This is a genomic window from Streptomyces sp. NPDC002232 (genome assembly GCF_042890295.1).
In the GTDB taxonomy this organism is placed as follows: Bacteria; Actinomycetota; Actinomycetes; order Streptomycetales; family Streptomycetaceae; genus Streptomyces.
In genome coordinates, this window is sequence record NZ_JBIARV010000005.1 from 738,378 (window position 1) to 758,325 (window position 19,948).

General features: G+C 73.4%; 20 protein-coding genes. 13 read left to right on the forward strand and 7 right to left on the reverse strand.

From position 1 onward, the window contains the following. The first annotated feature begins 41 nt into the window (after nt 1-41). Nucleotides 42-476 carry a hypothetical protein gene (locus ACFYXU_RS26435; protein WP_361402564.1) on the forward strand — a complete coding sequence of 145 codons (435 nt, stop codon included), beginning with the start codon at nt 42-44 and terminating at the stop codon, nt 474-476. 79 nt (nt 477-555) lie between these two features. Then, nucleotides 556-1,038: a DUF456 domain-containing protein gene (locus ACFYXU_RS26440; protein ID WP_329856996.1), complete on the forward strand. Its 483-nt coding sequence runs from the start codon at nt 556-558 to the stop codon at nt 1,036-1,038. A gap of 151 nt (nt 1,039-1,189) precedes the next feature. Here the strand turns inward: ACFYXU_RS26440 and ACFYXU_RS26445 are convergent, their stop codons facing one another. The 5 genes from ACFYXU_RS26445 to ACFYXU_RS26465 form a co-directional block, all read right to left on the reverse strand. Beyond that, on the reverse strand, nt 1,190-2,554 hold the full coding sequence (locus ACFYXU_RS26445; RefSeq protein WP_389460249.1) for a DNA-3-methyladenine glycosylase 2 family protein: 1,365 nt from the start codon (nt 2,552-2,554) through the stop codon (nt 1,190-1,192). Between the two features lie 96 nt (nt 2,555-2,650). Further along, nucleotides 2,651-3,775, reverse strand: coding sequence for a ribosome small subunit-dependent GTPase A (gene rsgA, locus ACFYXU_RS26450; RefSeq protein ID WP_329856999.1), 1,125 nt, complete (start codon nt 3,773-3,775; stop codon nt 2,651-2,653). Between the two features lie 285 nt (nt 3,776-4,060). Then, entirely contained in the window at nt 4,061-4,834 is a 774-nt protein-coding gene (locus ACFYXU_RS26455) for an endo alpha-1,4 polygalactosaminidase (protein WP_376513365.1), read from the reverse strand. A gap of 331 nt (nt 4,835-5,165) precedes the next feature. Then, nucleotides 5,166-6,635 carry a sensor histidine kinase gene (locus tag ACFYXU_RS26460; RefSeq protein ID WP_376513347.1) on the reverse strand — a complete coding sequence of 490 codons (1,470 nt, stop codon included), beginning with the start codon at nt 6,633-6,635 and terminating at the stop codon, nt 5,166-5,168. Further along, nucleotides 6,632-7,309 (reverse strand): response regulator transcription factor, encoded by a 678-nt coding sequence (locus tag ACFYXU_RS26465; RefSeq protein WP_376513345.1) that lies wholly within the window; start codon nt 7,307-7,309, stop codon nt 6,632-6,634. Before ACFYXU_RS26465 ends, ACFYXU_RS26460 begins: the two co-directional genes overlap by 4 nt. Nucleotides 7,310-7,560: 251 nt before the next feature. On the opposite strand from ACFYXU_RS26465, the gene ACFYXU_RS26470 reads away from it, so the two are divergent. Next, the gene (locus ACFYXU_RS26470) at nt 7,561-7,989 is read left to right on the forward strand and encodes a VOC family protein (RefSeq protein WP_389460251.1); all 429 of its coding nucleotides are present in this window, start codon (nt 7,561-7,563) and stop codon (nt 7,987-7,989) included. On the opposite strand, the gene ACFYXU_RS26475 is transcribed toward ACFYXU_RS26470, so the two are convergent. Then, complete coding sequence (locus ACFYXU_RS26475; protein WP_376513341.1) at nt 7,923-8,663, reverse strand: helix-turn-helix domain-containing protein; 741 nt, start codon at nt 8,661-8,663, stop codon at nt 7,923-7,925. The genes ACFYXU_RS26470 and ACFYXU_RS26475 overlap by 67 nt on opposite strands. Before the next feature lie 28 nt (nt 8,664-8,691). Further along, nucleotides 8,692-9,816, reverse strand: coding sequence for a YihY/virulence factor BrkB family protein (locus ACFYXU_RS26480; protein ID WP_376513339.1), 1,125 nt, complete (start codon nt 9,814-9,816; stop codon nt 8,692-8,694). A gap of 17 nt (nt 9,817-9,833) precedes the next feature. Here ACFYXU_RS26480 and ACFYXU_RS26485 point away from each other — a divergent pair, with 17 nt between their 5' ends. The 10 genes from ACFYXU_RS26485 to ACFYXU_RS26530 all read left to right on the forward strand — a co-directional run bounded on the left by ACFYXU_RS26485 (nt 9,834) and on the right by ACFYXU_RS26530 (nt 19,835). Next, nucleotides 9,834-11,471, forward strand: a complete 1,638-nt coding sequence (locus ACFYXU_RS26485) for an acyl-CoA dehydrogenase family protein (protein WP_389408560.1) — start codon at nt 9,834-9,836, stop codon at nt 11,469-11,471. Between the two features lie 525 nt (nt 11,472-11,996). Then, complete coding sequence (locus ACFYXU_RS26490) at nt 11,997-13,289, forward strand: GAF domain-containing protein (RefSeq protein WP_389408559.1); 1,293 nt, start codon at nt 11,997-11,999, stop codon at nt 13,287-13,289. Nucleotides 13,290-13,426: 137 nt separating this feature from the next. Continuing rightward, entirely contained in the window at nt 13,427-13,996 is a 570-nt protein-coding gene (locus ACFYXU_RS26495) for a GNAT family N-acetyltransferase (RefSeq protein ID WP_329857012.1), read from the forward strand. Between the two features lie 203 nt (nt 13,997-14,199). Next, nucleotides 14,200-14,283 carry a putative leader peptide gene (locus ACFYXU_RS26500; protein ID WP_310591794.1) on the forward strand — a complete coding sequence of 28 codons (84 nt, stop codon included), beginning with the start codon at nt 14,200-14,202 and terminating at the stop codon, nt 14,281-14,283. A 136-nt stretch (nt 14,284-14,419) separates the two neighbouring features. Beyond that, a complete protein-coding gene (locus tag ACFYXU_RS26505; protein ID WP_361402596.1) occupies nt 14,420-16,117 on the forward strand; it encodes a nitrite/sulfite reductase in 1,698 nt (565 codons plus the stop codon). Next, nucleotides 16,114-16,293: a hypothetical protein gene (locus ACFYXU_RS26510; RefSeq protein WP_376513331.1), complete on the forward strand. Its 180-nt coding sequence runs from the start codon at nt 16,114-16,116 to the stop codon at nt 16,291-16,293. The genes ACFYXU_RS26505 and ACFYXU_RS26510 overlap by 4 nt, the downstream gene beginning before the upstream one ends. Then, complete coding sequence (locus ACFYXU_RS26515) at nt 16,290-16,997, forward strand: phosphoadenylyl-sulfate reductase (RefSeq protein WP_361402599.1); 708 nt, start codon at nt 16,290-16,292, stop codon at nt 16,995-16,997. The genes ACFYXU_RS26510 and ACFYXU_RS26515 overlap by 4 nt, the downstream gene beginning before the upstream one ends. Beyond that, nucleotides 16,979-17,560 carry an adenylyl-sulfate kinase gene (gene cysC / locus ACFYXU_RS26520; protein ID WP_376513329.1) on the forward strand — a complete coding sequence of 194 codons (582 nt, stop codon included), beginning with the start codon at nt 16,979-16,981 and terminating at the stop codon, nt 17,558-17,560. The genes ACFYXU_RS26515 and cysC overlap by 19 nt, the downstream gene beginning before the upstream one ends. Further along, complete coding sequence (cysD, locus tag ACFYXU_RS26525) at nt 17,557-18,495, forward strand: sulfate adenylyltransferase subunit CysD (protein WP_361402605.1); 939 nt, start codon at nt 17,557-17,559, stop codon at nt 18,493-18,495. Before cysC ends, cysD begins: the two co-directional genes overlap by 4 nt. Further along, nucleotides 18,495-19,835, forward strand: coding sequence for a sulfate adenylyltransferase subunit 1 (locus ACFYXU_RS26530; RefSeq protein WP_389408557.1), 1,341 nt, complete (start codon nt 18,495-18,497; stop codon nt 19,833-19,835). Before cysD ends, ACFYXU_RS26530 begins: the two co-directional genes overlap by 1 nt. The last annotated feature ends 113 nt before the right edge of the window (nt 19,836-19,948 follow it).

Here is a 19,948-nt window from a genome sequence, read left to right on the forward strand (position 1 = left end):
TGGGCGTCCGGTTTTCCCCGCATCTCAGGAGTCCAGTCCCCATGAACGGAAGGCGTCGTCGCGCCCTGCTCGCCGTGGTCCACCCCCTGCTCGAAGCGGGCGAACGGGTCGAGGTGACGGCCGTCGTGAACCTGAGCAGTGTCTCCGTCGGGCGGACGACGGCCTTCGCGGTGGCCTCCGCGATCGCCTCCGGCGGCGCGATGGCGGTGATACCGACGCCGGTGCCGATGTACCTGACGATGACCGACCGCCGGATCATCGTCCACCGGGCGGACCCGGTCTTCGCGAAGCCGGTGGAGCACACCGTGACGCTCGCGCGCGCGGGCCTCGTCCGCTCGGAGATCAAGGAGCGGATCGTCAACTCGTCCTTCGTCGTGTGCCCCGCGGAGGGCGGGACGGGCCTGAAGCTGATCTTCCCGCTGCTCGCCCGCAAGGAGCGCGACGCGGTGGCCGCCGCGCTGCCCGTCGCCGCCTGACGGACCCGGCCCCCGGCCCCGTACCCCGTACGCCGCGCGCGACCTGCGGGAATCCCCGGCATCGTGCACGCTGGGCAGCGTGGGTGTGTGGCAGCTCCTGATGATCGCGACGGTGATGCTGCTCGGCCTGTTCGGGGTGCTCGCGCCCGGCGTGCCGGGGACGTGGCTGGTGTGGGCCGCGATGCTCTGGTGGGCGCTGCACGAGCGGACGGACCTGGCCTGGATCCTGCTGGCCTCCTCGACCGGCCTGCTGCTCCTCACCCAGGTGATCGTCTGGCAGCTGCCGCAGCGCCGCTTCCGCGGGGTCGGGATCACCCGGCGGATGGTGGCGTACGCGGGCGTGGGCGCCGTGCTGGGCTTCGTCCTGATCCCGGTGGTCGGCGCGATCCCCGGCTTCGTCGGCGGGATCTACCTCTCGGAACGCCTCCGCCTCGGCGGCCACGGCCAGGCGCGGGCGGCGACCCGCGCCGTGATGCGGGCGGCGGGCACGAGCGTCCTGGTGGAGCTCTTCGCCTGCCTGCTGATCGTGGGGGCGTGGGCGGGGGCGGTGATCTGGGGCTAGGGCGTGTCGTCACACGCCCGTCTGCCCTGCGACGCCTGGCACGCGCTCTCGCCGCCCCCCGGGCGAAAGCCGAGTACGTCCAGTACACGTGCTTCCACCCGGAGGTCGTCCGGATCCCTCCGCGCCGGATGCGCGGCTGGGGGCCGGAGGGCTAGCCGGTCCGCTCCGTCGCCGCCGGGGCCGAAACGAGGTAGCGGGCGGCATAGGAGCGCCACGGGCGCCAGGCCTCCGGTGCCGGGGCGTCCGCGAGGGGGACGTCCGGGTCGCCGAGGGCCCGCATCCGGATCAGCGCCGCGGCCTCGGCGGTGACGCCGGGGACGGCGAGCAGCGCGCGCTCGGCCTCGTCGCGGTCGGCGCCGGGGTCGAGGCGTACGGCTCCGTCGGCGAGCGCCCGGGCCAGCGGCCCCGCGACGGGGTGGCCGACGAGGGCGGCGGGCCCGGGGAAGACATGGCTGAGGGTGCCGCAGGCGGTGGCCAGCGGGGTGCCGTACCGCTCGACGAGCCGGGCCGACTCCTTGGCGCCGACGACCGTCCGCAGCGCGAACTCCTCCGGCTCGGCCGTGCCCGGGGAGCGCACGCCGGGCCGGGCGGCCACGGCGGCGGCGAGCCCGGGGGCGGCTCCGAGGCGCTCGGCGACCGCGTACGGGTCGGCGTCGAGGTCGAAGAGCCGGCGCAGCCGGTGCACGGCGGTGGTCAGGTCGCGGAGCTCGGTGAGGTGGATGCGGGCCTCCAGCCAGGGCCCGCCGGAGCGCTCGTCGACGGAGACGACGCCGGTGCCGTACGGGAGGCGGAGCGTGCGCCGATAGGTGCGGGCGCCGGGGGTGCCGACGACCTCCTCGATCCGGGGCACGGCCTCGGCGGCGAGCAGGTCGAAGACCTCGCCCGCCGCGTAGGGGCCCCGGTGCGCGAGGCGCAGCGGCACTCCGGCGGCGAGCGCGGTCCGGGCTCCCGCCCCGCTGCCGGCCTCGGCGCGCAGGGCGGTGGGGGTGCGGGCGTAGACGGCGCGGATCGTCTCGTTGAACTGGCGGACGCTGGCGAATCCGGCGGCGAAGGCGATCTCGGTGACGGGGAGTCCCGTGGTCTGGAGCAGCAGCCGCGCGGTGTGCGCGCGCTGGGCGCGGGCGAGCGCGACGGGTCCGGCGCCCAGTTCGGCGGTGAGCTGGCGCTGCACCTGCCGGGTGCTGTAGCCGAGCCGTCCGGCGAGTCCGGGCACGCCCTCGCGGTCGACGACGCCGTCACCGATCATCCGCATGGCGCGCCCGACGACATCGGCCCGGACGTTCCACGCGGCGGAGCCGGGCACCGCGTCGGGCCGGCAGCGGCGGCAGGCGCGGAAGCCGTGGCCCTGGGCGGCGGCGGCCGTCGGGTAGAAGGAGACGTTCTGCCGTTTGGGGGTGACGGCGGGGCAGCTGGGCCGGCAGTAGATGCCGGTCGTCCGGACGGCGAAGAAGAACTCTCCGTCGAACCGGGCGTCCCTGCTGCTGACCGCCTCGTAGCGGGTGTCGTCGTCCCTCATGGCTCCCAGTGTGCGGGAGCCGTCCCGGTCCCGGCTCGCGGTTTTCGGACACCGCGTTCGGGTGCGGGACGGCGGTCCGACGGCACCGGTCGGGGGCTACCGGATCTGGCCGCTGCGCTTGAACTCCATGGCCGCGCGCCCGCCGCGGCCCATGCGCTTCCACTCCTTGAGCATCTCGGAGCGGACCCGGGCGTCGGTCTTGGCCACGATCCGCCGGTTCTCGCGGATCAGCTTCTGGTAGCTCTCCAGGCGGCGCACGGGCACCGAGCCGTCCGCGATGGCGGCCGCCACGGCGCAGCCCGGCTCGGACTCGTGGGCGCAGTCGTGGAACCGGCAGTCGGCGGCCAGCTCCTCGATCTCGGAGAAGACCTGGCCGACCCCGGCCTCCGCGTCCCAGAGCCCGACGCCGCGCAGCCCGGGGGTGTCGATGAGGACTCCCCCGCCCGGCAGGACGAAGAGGTTGCGGGTGGTGGTGGTGTGGCGTCCCTTGCCGTCGACGTCGCGGGCGGCCTGGACGTCCATCACGTCCGCGCCGACCAGCGCGTTGGCGAGGGTCGACTTGCCGGCGCCGGAGACGCCGAGCAGCACGGTCGTGCCGCCCGCGACGGTCGCGGCGAGCACGTCGATCCCTTCGCCGGTGGCGGAGCTGAGGGGCAGCACCGGCACGCCGGGCGCGACGGTCTCCACGTCCTCGACCAGGTAGGAGAGTCCGACCGGGTCGGGCACGAGGTCGGCCTTGCTGAGGACGACGGTCGGCTGGGCGCCGGACTCCCAGGCCAGGGCGAGGAAGCGTTCGATGCGGCCGAGGTCGAGCTCGACGGCGAGCGAGACCGTGATGACGGCGTGGTCGACGTTGGCGGCGAGGATCTGGCCCTCGGACCGCTTGGAGGAGGTGGAGCGGGCGAAGGCGGTACGGCGCGGCAGGCAGGCCCGTACGTACCGGGGGTCGCCGGCGTCGGCCGGGTCGACGGCCGCCCAGTCCCCGGTGCAGACGACCCGCAGCGGGTCGTGCGGGGTCACGAACGCCGTGTCGGCGCGGACGACGCCTTCGGCGGTGGCGACGTCGCACTGGCCCCGGTCGACGCGGATGACCCGCCCGGGGACGAGTCCCTGGGCGGCGTAGGGCGCGAAGGTGGCGGCCCAGCCGGAGTCCCAGCCGTGGGCGTCGAGCAGCGAGGAGGAAGCGGAGAAAGAGGAGACGGAAGAAGACGGAGAAGACAAGGGGGACCCTTCACAGGGGTGGCCCCGGCACGGTGGGAGAGCTGTGAGGTCAGCCGCCGGCGGCCACGGAGGTGGTGTGGATGAACTTCTGCGTGAGGGCAGGGCCCTGCGTGACGACAGCCATCGTTCACACCTCCTGTGGATCTTCTCGCGTGGATCGTCGGGATCCTCGCGCTCGTGTACGGGGAACACAGTAGCCGCACCGCTTCGGCGGGCGCCACCGGTTTTTCGGTGGGGGTCGGCGGGGGCGGTCGGCCGCCCCCGCCGGGTCCCGTGGGGGGGGGATCAGCAGGCGCGGTAGCGGTACGAGCCGCCCGGGGCGCTCACGGCGAGGTCGCGCTGGACGACCGAGAGCTTGCCGCCCCAGCCCGAGCACGCCCTGCCGTAGCCCGTGTCGGTGTACTCGATGACGTAGACGCGGTTCTCGTACGCCGCCGCGTACTCCTCGCACTCCTCGTACTGGCCGCACTCCTCGGCCACCGCGAAGTCGAAGCCGATCGTCTTGCGCTCCGGCAGCAGCGCCGTGGTGTTCTTCTGGCCGATGGCCAGTCCGGCGGCGTGCGACCGCTGGGCCAGGAGCCGGGCGAACGCGGCGTTGTGCTGCTTCGTCAGCAGGCCGTCCGAGCGCTCGTACGAGTCGAGGTTGTCGGGCTCCACCGCCTGGAAGCCGCTCTTCGCGCAGCCGTCGATCCATCCGCCGACGATCTGCGCGAGCCGCTCGCGCTTGCCCGCGGTCGAGGTGTCCAGCAGCACCTCGCCCCAGTCCTCGTCCTGCACGGGCGCCCCGGAGCCGTCGCGGAGCAGCAGGTCCGGCTGGTTCTTCTCCCACCAGTCCAGCGCGTCCGGCTGGGTCTGGAAGGCGTTGACGTAGCAGATGTTGTAGAGCCCGGCGGCGGGCTTCGCCGTACGGTCGCGGGAGACGACCTTGACGTTCTTCGGCGGGGTGTAGGCGCTGCCGATCTGGTAGTCGAACTGCTCGTTCGCGGTCGGCAGCGTCACCGTCGCGGTGGTCGGCCCGGCGGGGGCGGTCGGCTTCGGAGCGGTGGTCTTCCTCGGAATGGCGGTCGGCTTCGGAGCGGTGGTCTTCTTCGGAGCCGTGGTCCGCTTCGGATTCGGCTTCGCCGTGGTGGAGGCCGTCGGCTTCGTGGCGGTGGTCGGCTTCGCCTTCGCGGGGGTCGTGTTCTGCGCGGCGCGCGGTCGCGGGTCGCCCTGTGACGCGTTGGCCTGGGTGAACAGGACACCGGCGCCGAGCGCCGCGACGACGCCCGCGGCCAGCGCCGCCCGCGTCGACTTCCTGCGGCGGAACGGGGTGGGGGCATGCTTCGGCACACGTTCTCCAGTACGAGGGGGGAAAGGATGTGCGTAGCCTCCTCGTTCGATCGTGAGGAATTCATGAGGCGCCCGCCCGCGCGTGCCGCGCCTGCCCCGCCGGTCCGAGCGCGAGCAGGAACACCGCCCCTCCCCCCGGCCTCGGACGTGCGGTGAGCGTCCCCCCGTGCGCCGCCGCGATCTCCCGTACCAGCGACAGACCGATCCCCGAGCCGCCCCCGCGCGAACGGAACCGCTCGGTCAGCTCCGGCAGCTCCTCCGCCGCCACGCCCGGCCCCCGGTCCGCCACCGACACCGTGTGTCCTCGCACGCTGACGTCGATCTCCGCCCCGCCGTGCGGATCGCCCGGCGTGCGCCCGTGGCGCAGCGCGTTGTCCAGCAGGTTCCGCACGGCCACGCGCGTGAGCGCGGGGTCGGCGTCCACCACCGACTCGTCGAGCCGCATCGTGAGCGTGAGCCGGGCGGGCGGCAGCTCCCCGCACGCGTCCTCCACCAGCTGGTCGAGGCGGAGCGCCACCGGGCTGAACGAGGCCGCCGAGTCCTGGAGCCGCCCCCGGGTCAGTACGTTCTCCACGACGTCGGTCAGCCGGTCGGTGGCCCGCCGGATCCGCGGCAGATGGGTGGGCAGGCTCCTCGGGTCCGTCCCCGCCACGTCCATCGAGCTCCGCATGATCGCCACCGGGGTGCGCAGCTCGTGCGCGGCGTCGGCGAGCAGTCGCTCCTGGGCTTCGAGCGCCTGCCACGCGGGCCGCAGGCTGCGCCCCGAGAGGAGGTGGCCGGTGAAGGCGGCGAGCAGGGTGAGGAGTCCGGAGCCGGTGAGGACCGCGTACGTCAGACGGGTGTGCTCGGCCATCCGCCGTCCGGGGTCCCCGATGACGACGACGGCGCCGGTCGTCTGCTGGGTCTCGTCGTGGTAGATCGGCCGCGCCACGGCGTACGCGGTCCGGTCCCCGGCCGGGACCTCCTCCCGCAGCGTGACGTCCTCGTCCATGGCGGTACGGGCCAGGGCGGCGATCCGTTCGTCGGAGACGGGGAGGGAACGGCTTCCGGAGGTGAAGACCCGGTCGAGCCCACCGGGACCGGTGGGACCGGTGGGATCCGCCGGGCGAGGGTGCGGGCCGGTGGAGCCGGCCGGGCGAGGGCCGCTGGAGCCCGCCGGGCGCGCCGAAGCGGTCGCCCTGCCCGACGCCTTCTTCCCCGCCCCCTCCGCCACCCCCCGCGCCGACGTGCCGATCCTCGTCGGCCGCAGCAGGACGAGGACCTGATGGCTGCCCCGGGTGGACTCGTCGTCGCGGAGGCCGTCGAGCTGGACACCCGCGTCCGTGTAGTAGATGAGCGAGGTGCTGACCGCCGCGTGCCGGCGCATCTCGTCGAACTCCGCGTTCCGCCAGGAGCGGCCGTCCGTGCGGATCACCAGCCAGGAGAGCACGCTCACTCCGACCAGCGTGGTGAGCGTGTACGCGAGGGTGAGCCGCAGCTGGAGCCGGCGCAGTCGGCGGCGCGGTCCGGCGGTGCGGTCCCGGTCGGTCACGCGCCGTCCCCGGCCGGGCCGCCGAGCAGGAATCCGTGGCCGCGCACGGTGCGGATCAGCTGCGGCGAGCCGAGCTTGCGGCGGAGTCCGGCCATCACGGCGTCGACCACGTTGGACATCGGGTCGGCCATCTCGTCCCAGCAGTGCTCGACGAGCGCGGAGCGGGTGACGACGTTCTCCCGGTGGACCAGGAGGTGGTGCAGGACGGCGTACTCCTTGGGCGTCAGCGAGAGCAGCACGCCGCCCCGGCGGACCTCCCTGCGGGCCCCGTCGAGTTCGATGTCCGCGTGCGCCAGGTGGACGGGCAGCCGGCCCGGGGCGCGCCGGGTGAGGCTGCCGACGCGCATGACCAGTTCGACCATGGCGAAGGGCTTCGCGAGGTAGTCGTCGGCTCCGGCGCGGAAGCCCTCGACCCGGTCGGGCAGGGTGTGGAGGGCGGTCAGGCAGAGGACGGGGGTGGACCAGCCCGCGCGGCGGCGGCCGTCGAGCGCGCGGAGGGTGTCGCCGGAGGGGACCATCCGGTCCAGGACGACGCAGTCGTACGGGGTGAGGTCGAGCAGGTAGTCCGCCTGGGGCCAGTCGGCGACCGCGTCGACGGCGTACCCGGCGTCCTTCAGACCCGCCTCGATGAGTTCACGGAGGTCGGTCTCGTCCTCGACGAGGAGTACGCGCATCTGGTGCCGCCTTGCGGTGTCGCGCCGGCGCCCCCGGGGCCCGGACAGGAGGAGGGGCCCCGCGGTGGGGCGGCCTCGACGGCCGTGAGCAGCGGGACGGGAAGTCATATTAATCAGGCCAGTCGGGCGGATCTCGACGACGAGTGGCCGGATCCCGTCGAACGATCTTCCGGAGGTCGCCCCGCCCGGGCCCGGGGGCGGCGTCCGATTCGTACAAGACCCGGGGGGAGGGCCCCGCCTACCGTGGCGGCATGGACACAGAACCCGACCTCACCCCCCGTATCGCCCCCCGTCTCGACGTCATCGGCGTCGTCGTCTCCGACATGGCCGCCTCGCTCGCCTTCTACCGCCGCCTCGGCCTGGAGATCCCGGACGGGGCCGAGTCGGCCCCGCACGTGGAGGCCGCGCTGCCCGGCGGGCTGCGGATCGCCTGGGACACGGAGGAGGTCGTGCGCTCCTTCGACCCCGGATGGACGCGCCCGTCGGGCGGGAACCGGGTCGAGCTCGCCTTCCGGTGCGGTACGCCGGAGGAGGTGGACGCCGTGTACGAGGAGCTGGTCGCCGCCGGGTACCGGGGGTATCTGAAGCCCTGGGACGCCTTCTGGGGGCAGCGCTACGCGGTGGTCCTCGACCCCGACGGGTCGGGCGTCTCGCTGTTCGCGGACACCGACGCGGTGTAGTCCCCCACCGTCATGCCGGCCAGCGCGCGGGTCTCGCGGGCGAGGTGGGCCTGGTCGGCGCAGCCCGCGCGGACGGCGGCCTCCGCCTGAGGCACTCCGGCCAGGACGAGGGCGAGGGCGCGCCGCAGCCGGAGGATACGGGCGAGGGTCTTGGGGCCGTATCCGAAGGCGTCCAGGGAGCGCCGGTGCAGCTGGCGGGCGCCGAGTCCGACCGCCTCGGCCGTGTCGGCGACCGTCCGGCCCGCGGCGAGCCGCGCCGCGACGGCCCGCATCAGCGGGTCGGGCGGCTCCGTGTCGGCGGCCCGGCGCCGGACGAAGGCGTCGAGGGCGCGCGCCGGGTCGGGGGTCGCCGTGATCCGTTCGGCGAGCCGCCGGGCCTCGGCCGCGCCCCACAGGTCGTCGAGGGCGATCCGCCGGTCGCGGAGTTCACGGGCCGGTACGCCGAGGACGGCGGGCGCGTCGCCGGGGGCGAAGCGGAGGCCCGCGTACCGCGCCGCGCTCTCTCCCGGTACGTGCGCGCGTGTGTCGGGTCCGGCGACGAGGAGGTGTCCGTCGGCCCAGATCAGGTCCATGCAGCCGTCGGGCAGCACGGGCCGGGGCGGCCGCGCGGCGGGGCGGGCCGTCACGGTCCACAGGACGGCTCCGTCGAGCAGGGCGGCGCGTTCCTCGTACACCCCGCCACCGTAGTCCCCCGCCGGTGGGTCAGTCCTTCTCCCAGCCGGAGTGGAGGCGGGACTTCACGTCGTCCGGCGGGAGGAACCTCGACCAGCGCTCGGGGAACTCGGAGGGCATGTCCGGGTCGTCCTCGTCGACGTCCTCGGCCTCGGCGCGCACGCGGGCGACGAGTTCGGCGGCCTGGACGGCGCGGGCCCGTTCGTTGGCCTCGCGGGCGGCGGCGGTGGCGACGGAGGGCCAGACGCGGTCGATGGCGGCGTTCACGGCGGCGCCGACGAGCACCGCGAAGGCCGAGATGCCGATCCAGAGGAGGACGGCGATGGGGGCCGCGAGGGAGCCGTAGATGGTGGGGCCCTCGACCTGGCTGGTCAGGTAGATCCGTAGCAGGAAGCTGCCGAGGACCCACATCCCGAGCGCGACCAGGGCCCCGGGGATGTCCTCGATCCACGGCGACCGGACCGGCACGGACACGTGGTAGAGCGTGGTGAGGAAGGCGATGGACAGCAGGATGACGGCCGGCCAGTAGAGGACGGCGACCACCTCGGTGCCCCAGGGGACCAGTTCGACCACGCGGTCGGGGCCGACGACCGCGAGCGGCAGCACGACCGCGCCGAGGAGCAGCGCCACGACGTAGAGCAGCAGGGCGAGGAGCCGGGTCTTGACGATGCCGCGGTGGCCGTCGAGTCCGTACATGACGGTGATGGTGTCGATGAAGACGTTCACCGCGCGCGATCCCGACCAGAGGGCGATGGCGAAGCCGAGCGAGATCAGGTCGGGGCGCTTGCCCTGGGTGATGTCGTCCAGGAGGGGTTCGGCGATCTCGTGGACGCCCCGGTCGGAGAGGACCGTGCCGGCGGCGTGGAGGATGTTCTCCCGGATGCTGGTGACGGTGTCGGTGTTGGTCCAGTCGTCCGCGTAGCCGAGGACGGCGATCAGGCCGAGCAGCAGGGGCGGCAGGGACAGCAGGGTGAAGAACGCGGCCTCGGCGGCGAGCCCGAGGATCCGGTACTCGATGCACGAGTTGACGGTGTCCTTGAGGAGCAGCCAGACCATCTTCCGCTTCGAGACGTTGCGGTAGAGGACGCGCGCGCGGTGGAGCCTGCTCCAGGGCCGACGCTCGGCCCGATCGGGTGTTTCTCTTGCTGCCTGCACCTGCTTACCGTATCGGCATGGCAGCGAGCACCCACACCGTGACCAACCAGGCTCCGCCCCTGGTGGGGTACGACGTCTTCACGAGCGACCGGGCGCTGACGGAGGCGGTCGCGCGGCACCTCCCCCCTGACCTCCTGGAGGAGGCCCGCGAGGAGCTCGCCCTGCTCGGACGGGCCTCCGGATCGGCGCAGGTCAGGGAGTGGGGTGAGCGGGCGAACGCGCATCCGCCCCGGCTGCGGACCCATGACCGGTACGGGAACCGGATCGACGAGGTCGAGTTCCACCCGGCCTGGCACCGGCTCCTCGGCCGGTCCGTGTCGGCCGGGCTCACCCACGCGTGGGGCCGTCCGGGGGGTCATGTGCGGCGCGCCGCCGGATTCCTGGTGGCCTCGCAGGCGGAGGCGGGGCACGGCTGCCCGGTGTCGATGACGCACGCCGCCGTGCCCGCGCTGCGCGCCGAGCCGGAGCTCGCGGAGGTCTGGGAGCCCGCGGCCCTGTCGCACGTGTACGAGCGGGAGCTCCGGCCGGTCGCGGAGAAGCCCGGGGCGCTGCTGGGCATGGCGATGACGGAGAAGCAGGGCGGCAGCGACGTCCGGACGAACACGACGGAGGCCCGGCCCCTGGCGGCCGACGGGGAGTTCGTGCTGACGGGCCACAAGTGGTTCTGTTCGGCGCCGATGTCGGACGCCTTCCTGGTGCTGGCGCAGGCCCCGGCGGGGCTGACCTGCTTCCTGGTGCCCCGGGTGCTCGGGGACGGTTCGCGCAACGCGTTCGCGATCCAGCGGCTCAAGGACAAGCTGGGCAACCGGTCGAACGCCTCCGCCGAGGTGGAGTTCGACGGCACGACCTGGGCGCGCCGCGTCGGCGAGGAGGGGCGCGGGCTCCGGACGATCATGGGCATGGTGGCGGCGACCCGGCTGGACTGCGTGCTCGGTTCGGCCGCGCTGACGCGGCAGGCGGTGGCGCAGGCCGTGCACCACACCGCGTACCGCTCGGCCTTCGGCGGGCCGCTCGTCGACAAGCCCCTGATGCGGAACGTCCTGGCCGACCTCGCGGTGGAGTCGGAGGCGTCGACGGTCCTCGCGATGCGGCTGGCGGCGGCGTACGACGCCGGTACCCCGGAGGAGTCGGCCCTGCTCCGGATCGCCGTCCCGGCGGCGAAGTACTGGGTGACCAAGCGGTGCGTTCCGGCGGTGGCGGAGGCCCTCGAATGCCTGGGCGGCAACGGGTACGTGGAGGAGTCGGGGATGCCCCGGCTGCTGCGGGAGTCGCCGCTCAACTCGGTCTGGGAGGGCTCGGGGAACGTGCAGGCACTGGACGTCGTGCGGGTGCTGCGGACCGAGCCCGCCGCGCTGGACGCGCTGCTGCGGGAGGTGGGCGCGGCCCGGGGCGCCGATCACCGGCTCGACCGGGCGATCCGGGGCCTGCTCGTCGAACTCGCCGACCTAGAGGGGGTCGAGGCGCGGGCGCGGCGGCTGGCGGAGCGGATCGCGCTGGTGCTCCAGGGCGCGCTGCTGGTGCGGTGGGCGCCGCCCGAGGTGGCCGACGCGTTCTGCGCGGCGCGGCTCGGCGGCGACGGGGGCGCGGCCTTCGGAACCCTGCCGCACACGCTGGACCTGCGGGCACTGGTGGAGCGCGCGCGGGTCGAGGGGTGAGGGGGAGCGCGGGCGCGCGGGTCGAGGCTTAGGGGGGTGGGGCGCGCGGGCTTGTGGCGCCGGGGTGTCGGCGCCGGGTGGTGGTCGGGGGGTGGGCGCTCGCTGCCGGTACGGGCCTACGTGAGCGGGCACCGAGCCCGGCGGGAGCACCCGTCGCCGCGTGAGCAGGCGGCCGCAGCCGCGGCGCGTACGGGCCTGGGGAGCCGGTGCGTCGGCGGGGGCGGGGGCGCGCGCCGTCGCCCGGTGAGGCTGAGCCGCGCGTACCAGGGGTGGGCCCGAGGGGTGTTCGTGTCGGTCGGGCCGGTACGCGCGGAAAGCGGGGGTGGTGCTGCGCCGACACGGCACCACCCACCGCTCGCACCACCCTCACGCAGGAGGCGCCCGTTCGCCAGAGTTGCAAAGGGTTGCAGGATTACCCGAACCGGGCCTCGCCGGGCGGTCCCGGACGGCACGATGGGCTCCGACACTCCGGACATCTGCCCTGTGCAGAACCGATTCAGCACCCCGGGTGGCTGGGAGAGACCGATGAACAACACGCAGCTCGACATGAAGCGGCTGGCCGCCATGGACGCCGCTCAGGCCACCCGGCTGCTGCACCGGGTGCGCGAGGAGACCCTGGCGGGCCGCCGGCCCCCGATCGCGCCCCGCCCGGTGATCGACGCGTCCTGGCAGCGGATGGCCCGGCTCGGCCTCGACCCGGACCAGGGCACGAGCACCGTGCTGCTCCGGCGCGACGAGCTGGAGCAGCGGCGTCGCACCACGCTGCTCTCCGAGGTGATGCAGACGCTGAGCGGCGGGCTCGCCGGGATCGCCGACGCCTCGCTCCAGATCATGGTGGTCACCGACGAGTCCGGCCGGGTGCTGTGGCGCCAGGGGAACCTCGCCGTGCTGCGGCAGGCGAGCTCCATCTGTCTGGAGGAGGGCGCGGCCTGGACCGAGCACGCCACCGGCACCAACGCGGTCGGCACGGCGCTCGCCATGGGCCGGGCCGTGCAGGTGCACTCCGCCGAGCACTACGTGCAGGCCCTGCACAACTGGACCTGCGCCGCCGCGCCCGTGCACGATCCGCGCGACCGGCGGCTCCTCGGGATCCTCGACGTGAGCGGTCCCGCCTCCAGCTTCCATCCGGCGATGCTGGCTCTGGTCGGCTCGGTGGCGCAGCTGGCCGAGGCCGAGATGCGGGAGCGGCACCGCCGGTCGGTCGAGCGGCTGCGGGCGGTGGCCGCGCCCATCCTGTGCCGGGTGGGCGGACGGGCCGTCGCGGTGGACGCGCACGGCTGGACGGCGGCGGTGACCGGTCTGGCGCCGGTGGACCGGGTCGCGCTGCCCAAGTCGTTCCGGGCCGGCCGGATGTGGCTGCCCTCGCTGGGCGTGTGCGCGGTGGAGCCCCTGCCCGGTGGCTGGCTGCTGCGGGTCGAGGAGGAGGACCGGGCCGAGGAGACGGGCGCCCGGGAGACGGGCCGGGTGGTCCTGGACCTGAGCCGGCCGCGCCGCTGGACGGTGGCCGTCTCGGGGGCGGCGGGCAGCTGGCAGCAGGAGCTCAGCCCCCGGCACGCGGAGCTCCTCTACGTCCTGGCGCTGCACCCGGAGGGGCGGACGGCGGCGGAGCTGGCGGACGACGTCTTCGGGGACCGTACGAGGACGGTGACGGTGCGGGCGGAGATGTCCCGGGTGCGGCGGAACCTGGCGGGGGTCCTGGCCCACCGCCCGTACCGCTTCCGCGAGGAGGTCGCGGTGGAGGTGCTGCGCCCGGAGCGCCCGGAGGACCTGCTGCCGCACTCCACCGCCCCCGCGGTCCGCGCCGCACACCCCGCCTGACCGCAGGAGGCGGCGACGGACCCGGCCCGCCGACGGGCAGGACCGTCGGGCGGCCGGGCGTGTCCGTATGCCGGACGGCCTGTCCGCCGGTGCCGAACAGAGTGGGAATCCGACGCTCCACATGATGCGATGACCCCATGAGCATCACTCTCACCACCTGGTCCCTCGAACAGACCTCTCCGTCCGACCTCCGCCCCTCGCCCGCGCCCGAGGGCGACGACGTCACGATCGCGCGGGCGGCGGTCCCCTCGCCGGAGTACAGCCGCTTCCTCTATACGGCGGTCGGCGGCGACATCCGCTGGAACGACCGGCTGTCGCTCACGTACAAGCAGTGGGCGGAGATCGTCGAGAAGCCGGGGGCCGAGATCTGGGTGGCGTACGACCGGGGGACGCCGGCCGGTTACGTGGAGCTCGACCCGCAGCCCGACGGGGTCGTCGAGATCGTCTACTTCGGCCTGATCCCCGCCTTCCGGGGGCGCCGGATCGGCGGGCACCTGCTCTCCTTCGGCACGGCGCGCGCCTGGGACCTGGCCGAGCGCTGGCCGGACCGGGAGGCCACGAAGCGGGTCTGGCTGCACACCTGCTCGCTCGACGGCCCGCACGCGATGGCCAACTACGAGCGGCGCGGCTTCCGCCTCTTCGACACCAAGGTGGAGGAGGTCGAGGAGTCCCGGACCCCCGGCCCGTGGCCCGGCGCCCACGCCTGAGCCGCTCCCGGGGCCGCGCCCGGACACGCCCGCGCCGGCCCCGCGTCGCGCCCGGGTCCCCCGGCGGCGCACCGGGCAGAAGGGGTCCCACCCGGGACCCCTTCGGCGTGACCTGGAGCACACCGTCTCGCTCTTCGAGACATCTATGTCCGAATCCTGGACGATGCTGGACTGGGTCCAAAGTCCCGTGACACGCTTCCGTCATGTCTGGAACTGGAATTGCCTTGGTGAGTCGGCGGCACGTCGACCTCGGCCGCATGTCCAGCGCCATCTGTCCGGCGCGCTGAGAGAACCAGCACCGCCGCGATCTCCTCACAGCCCGACTCTGCCCCATCCTGCTGCGCACTGACGCGCCACCCTCTGACCTGAGCGTGAGTGTGCAGGTCAGAGCCGCCCTCTCGCAGTCCCGAAGGACAAGACGCCATGGCCGCCACCCCGGAAAACCCCACTCCCGCCGCCGCCCGCCGCAAGGCCGGGCGCCACCGTGGCGAGGGTCAGTGGGCCGTGGGGCACTTCACCCCCCTGAACGGCAATGAGCAGTTCAAGAAGGACGACGACGGTCTCAATGTGCGGACACGTATTGAGACGATCTACTCGAAGCGCGGCTTCGACTCCATCGACCCCAACGACCTGCGCGGACGCATGCGCTGGTGGGGCCTCTACACCCAGCGCAAGCAGGGTCTGGACGGCACCAAGACGGGCGTGCTGGAGCCGGAGGAGCTGGACGACGAGTACTTCATGCTCCGGGTCCGCATCGACGGCGGCCGGCTGACCACCGAGCAGCTCCGGGTCATCGGCGAGATCTCCGAGGAGTTCGCCCGCGGCACCGCGGACATCACGGACCGGCAGAACGTCCAGTACCACTGGATCCGCATCGAGGACGTCCCCGAGATCTGGAACCGCCTGGAGGCGGTCGGCCTGTCCACCACCGAGGCCTGCGGCGACACCCCGCGCGTCATCCTCGGCTCCCCCGTGGCCGGCATCGCCGCGAACGAGATCATCGACGGCACCCCCGCCATCGACGAGATCTACCGGCGGATCGTCGGCAACAAGGACTTCTCCAACCTGCCCCGCAAGTTCAAGTCCGCGGTCTCCGGTTCGCCGCTGCTCGACGTGGCCCACGAGATCAACGACATCGCCTTCGTCGGCGTCGAGCACCCGGAGCACGGTCCCGGCTTCGACGTCTGGGTCGGCGGCGGTCTGTCCACCAACCCGAAGCTCGGCGTCCGCCTCGGCACCTGGGTCTCCCTCGACGAGGTCCCCGACGTCTACGAGGGCGTCATCTCGATCTTCCGCGACTACGGCTACCGCCGGCTGCGCAACCGCGCCCGCCTGAAGTTCCTCGTCGCCGACTGGGGCCCGGAGAAGTTCCGCCAGGTCCTGGAGGACGAGTACCTGGAGCGGAAGCTGACCGACGGTCCCGCCCCGGAGCAGCCCGCGGGCCGCTGGCGCGACCACGTCGGCGTCCACCCGCAGAAGGACGGCCGCTTCTACGTGGGCTTCGCGCCCCGCGTCGGCCGGGTCGACGGCGCCACGCTGACGAAGATCGCCGAGGTCGCCGAGGCCCACGGCTCCGGCCGGGTCCGCACCACCGCCGAGCAGAAGATGCTCGTCCTCGACGTCGAGGAGGCGCAGGTCGAGTCGATCGTCTCCGCCCTGGAGGCGCTGGACCTGCGGGTCACCCCCTCGCCGTTCCGGCGCGGCACCATGGCCTGCACCGGCATCGAGTTCTGCAAGCTCGCGATCGTCGAGACGAAGGGCCGCGGCTCCTCGCTCATCGACGAACTGGAGCGCCGCATCCCGGAGTTCGACGAGCCGCTGACGATCAACATCAACGGCTGCCCGAACGCCTGCGCCCGCATCCAGGTGGCGGACATCGGCCTCAAGGGCCAGCTCGTCCTGGACGACGAGGGCAACCGCGTCGAGGGCTACCAGGTGCACCTGGGCGGCGCGCTCGGCCTGGAGGCCGGCTTCGGCCGCAAGGTCCGCGGCCTCAAGGTCACGGCGGCCGAGCTCCCGGACTACGTGGAGCGGGTCCTCACGCGCTACCAGGCGGAGCGCGAGACCGGCGAGCGCTTCGCGACCTGGGCGGCCCGCGCGTCGGAGGAGGCCCTGTCATGAGCGAGCGAGCCGCACCGTTCCACTGCCCCTACTGCGGCGACGAGGACCTGCGTCCGAACGAGCAGGGTCACGGCGCCTGGGAATGCGCCGCGTGCAGTCGAGCCTTCCAGTTGAAGTTCCTGGGGCTCCTCGCCCCGGCGACTTCGGACAAGAACCCTGGAAGGGAAGCGATATGACGATCGCTCAGGACGCGACCGCGGCCGACCTGAAGGCACTCGCCGAGCAGGCCGGCCGTGATCTGGAGGACGCCTCCGCGCTGGAGATCCTCCGCTGGGCCGTGGACACCTTCGGCGAGCGCTTCTGCGTCACCTCCTCCATGGAGGACGCGGTCGTCGCCCACCTGGCCTCCCGGGTCCGCCCCGGCGTGGACGTGGTCTTCCTCGACACGGGCTACCACTTCGAGGAGACCATCGGCACCCGCGACGCCGTGGACGCCGTCATGGACGTGAACGTCATCACGCTGACCCCGCGCCGGACCGTGGCCGAGCAGGACGCCGAGCACGGTCCGAGGCTGCACGACCGCGACCCCGACCTGTGCTGCGCGCTGCGCAAGGTCAAGCCGCTGGAGGAGGGCCTCACCGCGTACGGCGCGTGGGCCACCGGCCTGCGCCGCGACGAGTCCCCCACCCGGGCGAACACCCCGGTCGTCGGCTGGGACGAGAAGCGCCGCAAGGTCAAGGTCTCCCCCATCGCCCGCTGGACCCAGGACGACGTCGACGCCTACGTCACGGAGCACGGTGTCCTCACCAACCCGCTCCTCATGGACGGGTACGCCTCCGTCGGCTGCGCCCCCTGCACCCGCCGCGTCGAGGAGGGCGAGGACGCCCGCGCCGGACGCTGGGCCGGACGTGCCAAGACCGAATGCGGGCTGCACGGATGACGGACACTCAGACACCCCAGGAGAACCACGTGACCGGTGCCACCATCTGGCTCACCGGCCTGCCCAGCGCCGGCAAGACCACCATCGCGTACGAGCTGGCCGGCCGCCTCCGCGACGAGGGCCACGCCGTCGAGGTCCTGGACGGCGACGAGATCCGCGAGTTCCTCTCCGCGGGCCTCGGCTTCAGCCGCGAGGACCGGCACACCAACGTGCAGCGGATCGGCTTCGTCGCCGAACTGCTCGCCTCCCACGGCGTGAAGGTCCTGGTCCCGGTCATCGCCCCGTACGACGACAGCCGCGAGGCGGTCCGCAAGCGCCACGCCGCCGAGGGCACCGCCTTCGTCGAGGTGCACGTCGCCACTCCCGTGGACGTCTGCTCCGTCCGCGACGTGAAGGGGCTCTACGCCAAGCAGGCCGCGGGCGAGATCAGCGGTCTCACCGGCGTCGACGACCCGTACGAGGCACCCGAGAACCCCGATCTGCGGATCGAGTCCCAGAACCAGACCGTGCAGGAGTCCGCGGCGCAGCTCCACGCGCTGCTCACCGAGAGGGGTCTGCTGTGACCACCACCGTCGCCCACGCCCACGACACCACGGACAGTCCGTTCGCGCTGTCGCACCTGGACTCCCTGGAGTCCGAGGCCGTCCACATCTTCCGTGAGGTGGCGGGCGAGTTCGAGCGGCCGGTGATCCTCTTCTCCGGCGGCAAGGACTCCATCGTCATGCTGCACCTGGCGCTGAAGGCCTTCGCCCCCGCGCCGGTCCCCTTCACGCTGCTGCACGTCGACACCGGGCACAACTTCCCCGAGGTCCTCGACTACCGCGACCGGGTCGTCGCCCGGCACGGGCTGCGGCTCCACGTGGCCTCGGTGCAGGAGTACATCGACGCCGGCAAGCTCCGCGAGCGCCCCGACGGCACCCGCAACCCGCTCCAGACCGTCCCGCTGACCGAGGCGATCCAGCAGCACCGCTTCGACGCCGTCTTCGGCGGCGGCCGCCGCGACGAGGAGAAGGCGCGCGCGAAGGAGCGGGTGTTCTCGCTGCGCGACGAGTTCTCCCAGTGGGACCCGCGCCGCCAGCGCCCCGAGCTGTGGCAGCTCTACAACGGCCGCCACGCCCCGGGCGAGCACGTCCGCGTCTTCCCGCTCTCCAACTGGACCGAGCTGGACGTCTGGCAGTACATCGCCCGCGAGGGCATCGAGCTGCCGGAGATCTACTTCGCCCACGAGCGCGAGGTCTTCGCCCGCAGCGGCATGTGGCTGACGGCCGGCGAGTGGGGCGGCCCGAAGGACACCGAGACGGTCGAGACGCGGCTCATCCGCTACCGCACCGTCGGCGACATGTCCTGCACCGGCGCCGTCGACTCCGACGCCACGACGCTCGACGCCGTCATCGCCGAGATCGCCGCCTCCCGCCTCACCGAGCGGGGCGCGACCCGCGCCGACGACAAGATGTCCGAGGCCGCGATGGAAGACCGCAAGCGCGAAGGGTACTTCTAATGAGCACGTCCACCGAGCAGTTCGCCGACGTCTCGGCCACCACCCTGCTGCGCTTCGCCACCGCCGGGTCCGTCGACGACGGCAAGTCCACGCTGGTGGGCCGGCTCCTGCACGACTCCAAGTCGGTCCTCACGGACCAGCTGGAGGCCGTCGAGGCCGCGTCCCTCAAGCGCGGGCAGGAGGCCCCCGACCTGGCGCTCCTCACGGACGGTCTGCGGGCCGAGCGCGAGCAGGGCATCACGATCGACGTGGCCTACCGCTACTTCGCGACCGCCCGTCGCCGCTTCATCCTCGCCGACACCCCCGGGCACGTGCAGTACACCCGGAACATGGTGACCGGCGCCTCCACCGCCGAGCTGGCCGTGGTCCTGGTCGACGCCCGCAACGGCGTCGTCGAGCAGACCCGCCGGCACGCCGCCGTCGCCGCGCTGCTCCGCGTCCCGCACGTCGTCCTGGCCGTGAACAAGATGGACCTGGTGGAGTACCGGGAGCCCGTCTTCGCCGCGATCGCCGAGGAGTTCACGACGTACGCCTCCGAGCTCGGCGTACCGGAGATCACCGCGATCCCGATCTCGGCGCTCGCCGGCGACAACGTCGTGGAGCCGTCCTCGAACATGGACTGGTACGGCGGCCCGACGGTCCTGGAGCACCTGGAGACCGTCCCGGTCAGCCACGACCTGACGGCCTGCCACGCGCGCTTCCCGGTGCAGTACGTGATCCGGCCGCAGACCGCGGAGCACCCCGACTACCGGGGCTACGCCGGCCAGATCGCGGCCGGGGCCTTCCGGGTCGGCGAGGAGATCACCGTCCTGCCGTCGGGGAAGACGTCGACGATCGCCGGGATCGACGCGCTGGGCGAGCCCGTGGACATCGCCTGGGCCCCGCAGTCGGTGACGATCCGGCTCGCCGACGACATCGACATCTCGCGCGGCGACCTGCTCGCGCCGAGCGGCGACGCCCCGGCCACCAGCCAGGACGTCGAGGCGACAGTCTGCCACGTGGCGGACCAGCCGCTCTCCGTCGGCCAGCGGGTCCTGCTCAAGCACACCACGCGCACGGTCAAGGCGATCGTCAAGGACATCCCCTCGCGGCTGACCCTGGACGACCTGTCCCAGCACCCGAACCCCGGGCAGCTGGTCGCCAACGACATCGGCCGTGTCGTGGTCCGCACCGCGGAGCCGCTCGCGCTCGACGCGTACGCGGACTCCCGCCGTACGGGTTCGTTCCTGCTGATCGACCCCGCGGACGGCACCACGCTCGCGGCCGGCATGGCGGGCGAGTCCTTCGCCACGACCAGGGCCGTCGCCGCGGTCGACGAGGAAGAAGGGTGGGACTTCTAGATCATGATCTCCGACATCTACTCGACCTTCGCGAAGGAGGGCGGCCGCGTCGGCAGCGGCACGCTCGGCAGCGGCCAGGGAGGGGTGGCGCGATGTGCGCGATGACGTACGCG

What these genes read in the sequence shown, in the direction of transcription:
- ACFYXU_RS26515 (WP_361402599.1), top strand. Translation starts at nt 16,290, where the DNA reads ATGACGATCGCTCAGGACGCGACCGCGGCCGACCTGAAGGCACTCGCC.
- ACFYXU_RS26505 (WP_361402596.1), top strand. Translation starts at nt 14,420, where the DNA reads ATGGCCGCCACCCCGGAAAACCCCACTCCCGCCGCCGCCCGCCGCAAG.
- ACFYXU_RS26435 (WP_361402564.1), top strand. Translation starts at nt 42, where the DNA reads ATGAACGGAAGGCGTCGTCGCGCCCTGCTCGCCGTGGTCCACCCCCTG.
- ACFYXU_RS26470 (WP_389460251.1), top strand. Translation starts at nt 7,561, where the DNA reads ATGGACACAGAACCCGACCTCACCCCCCGTATCGCCCCCCGTCTCGAC.
- ACFYXU_RS26500 (WP_310591794.1), top strand. Translation starts at nt 14,200, where the DNA reads ATGTCTGGAACTGGAATTGCCTTGGTGAGTCGGCGGCACGTCGACCTC.
- ACFYXU_RS26530 (WP_389408557.1), top strand. Translation starts at nt 18,495, where the DNA reads ATGAGCACGTCCACCGAGCAGTTCGCCGACGTCTCGGCCACCACCCTG.
- ACFYXU_RS26485 (WP_389408560.1), top strand. Translation starts at nt 9,834, where the DNA reads ATGGCAGCGAGCACCCACACCGTGACCAACCAGGCTCCGCCCCTGGTG.
- ACFYXU_RS26495 (WP_329857012.1), top strand. Translation starts at nt 13,427, where the DNA reads ATGAGCATCACTCTCACCACCTGGTCCCTCGAACAGACCTCTCCGTCC.
- cysC (WP_376513329.1), top strand. Translation starts at nt 16,979, where the DNA reads ATGCGGGCTGCACGGATGACGGACACTCAGACACCCCAGGAGAACCAC.
- ACFYXU_RS26445 (WP_389460249.1), bottom strand. Translation starts at nt 2,554, where the DNA reads ATGAGGGACGACGACACCCGCTACGAGGCGGTCAGCAGCAGGGACGCC.
- ACFYXU_RS26465 (WP_376513345.1), bottom strand. Translation starts at nt 7,309, where the DNA reads ATGCGCGTACTCCTCGTCGAGGACGAGACCGACCTCCGTGAACTCATC.
- ACFYXU_RS26490 (WP_389408559.1), top strand. Translation starts at nt 11,997, where the DNA reads ATGAACAACACGCAGCTCGACATGAAGCGGCTGGCCGCCATGGACGCC.
- ACFYXU_RS26510 (WP_376513331.1), top strand. Translation starts at nt 16,114, where the DNA reads ATGAGCGAGCGAGCCGCACCGTTCCACTGCCCCTACTGCGGCGACGAG.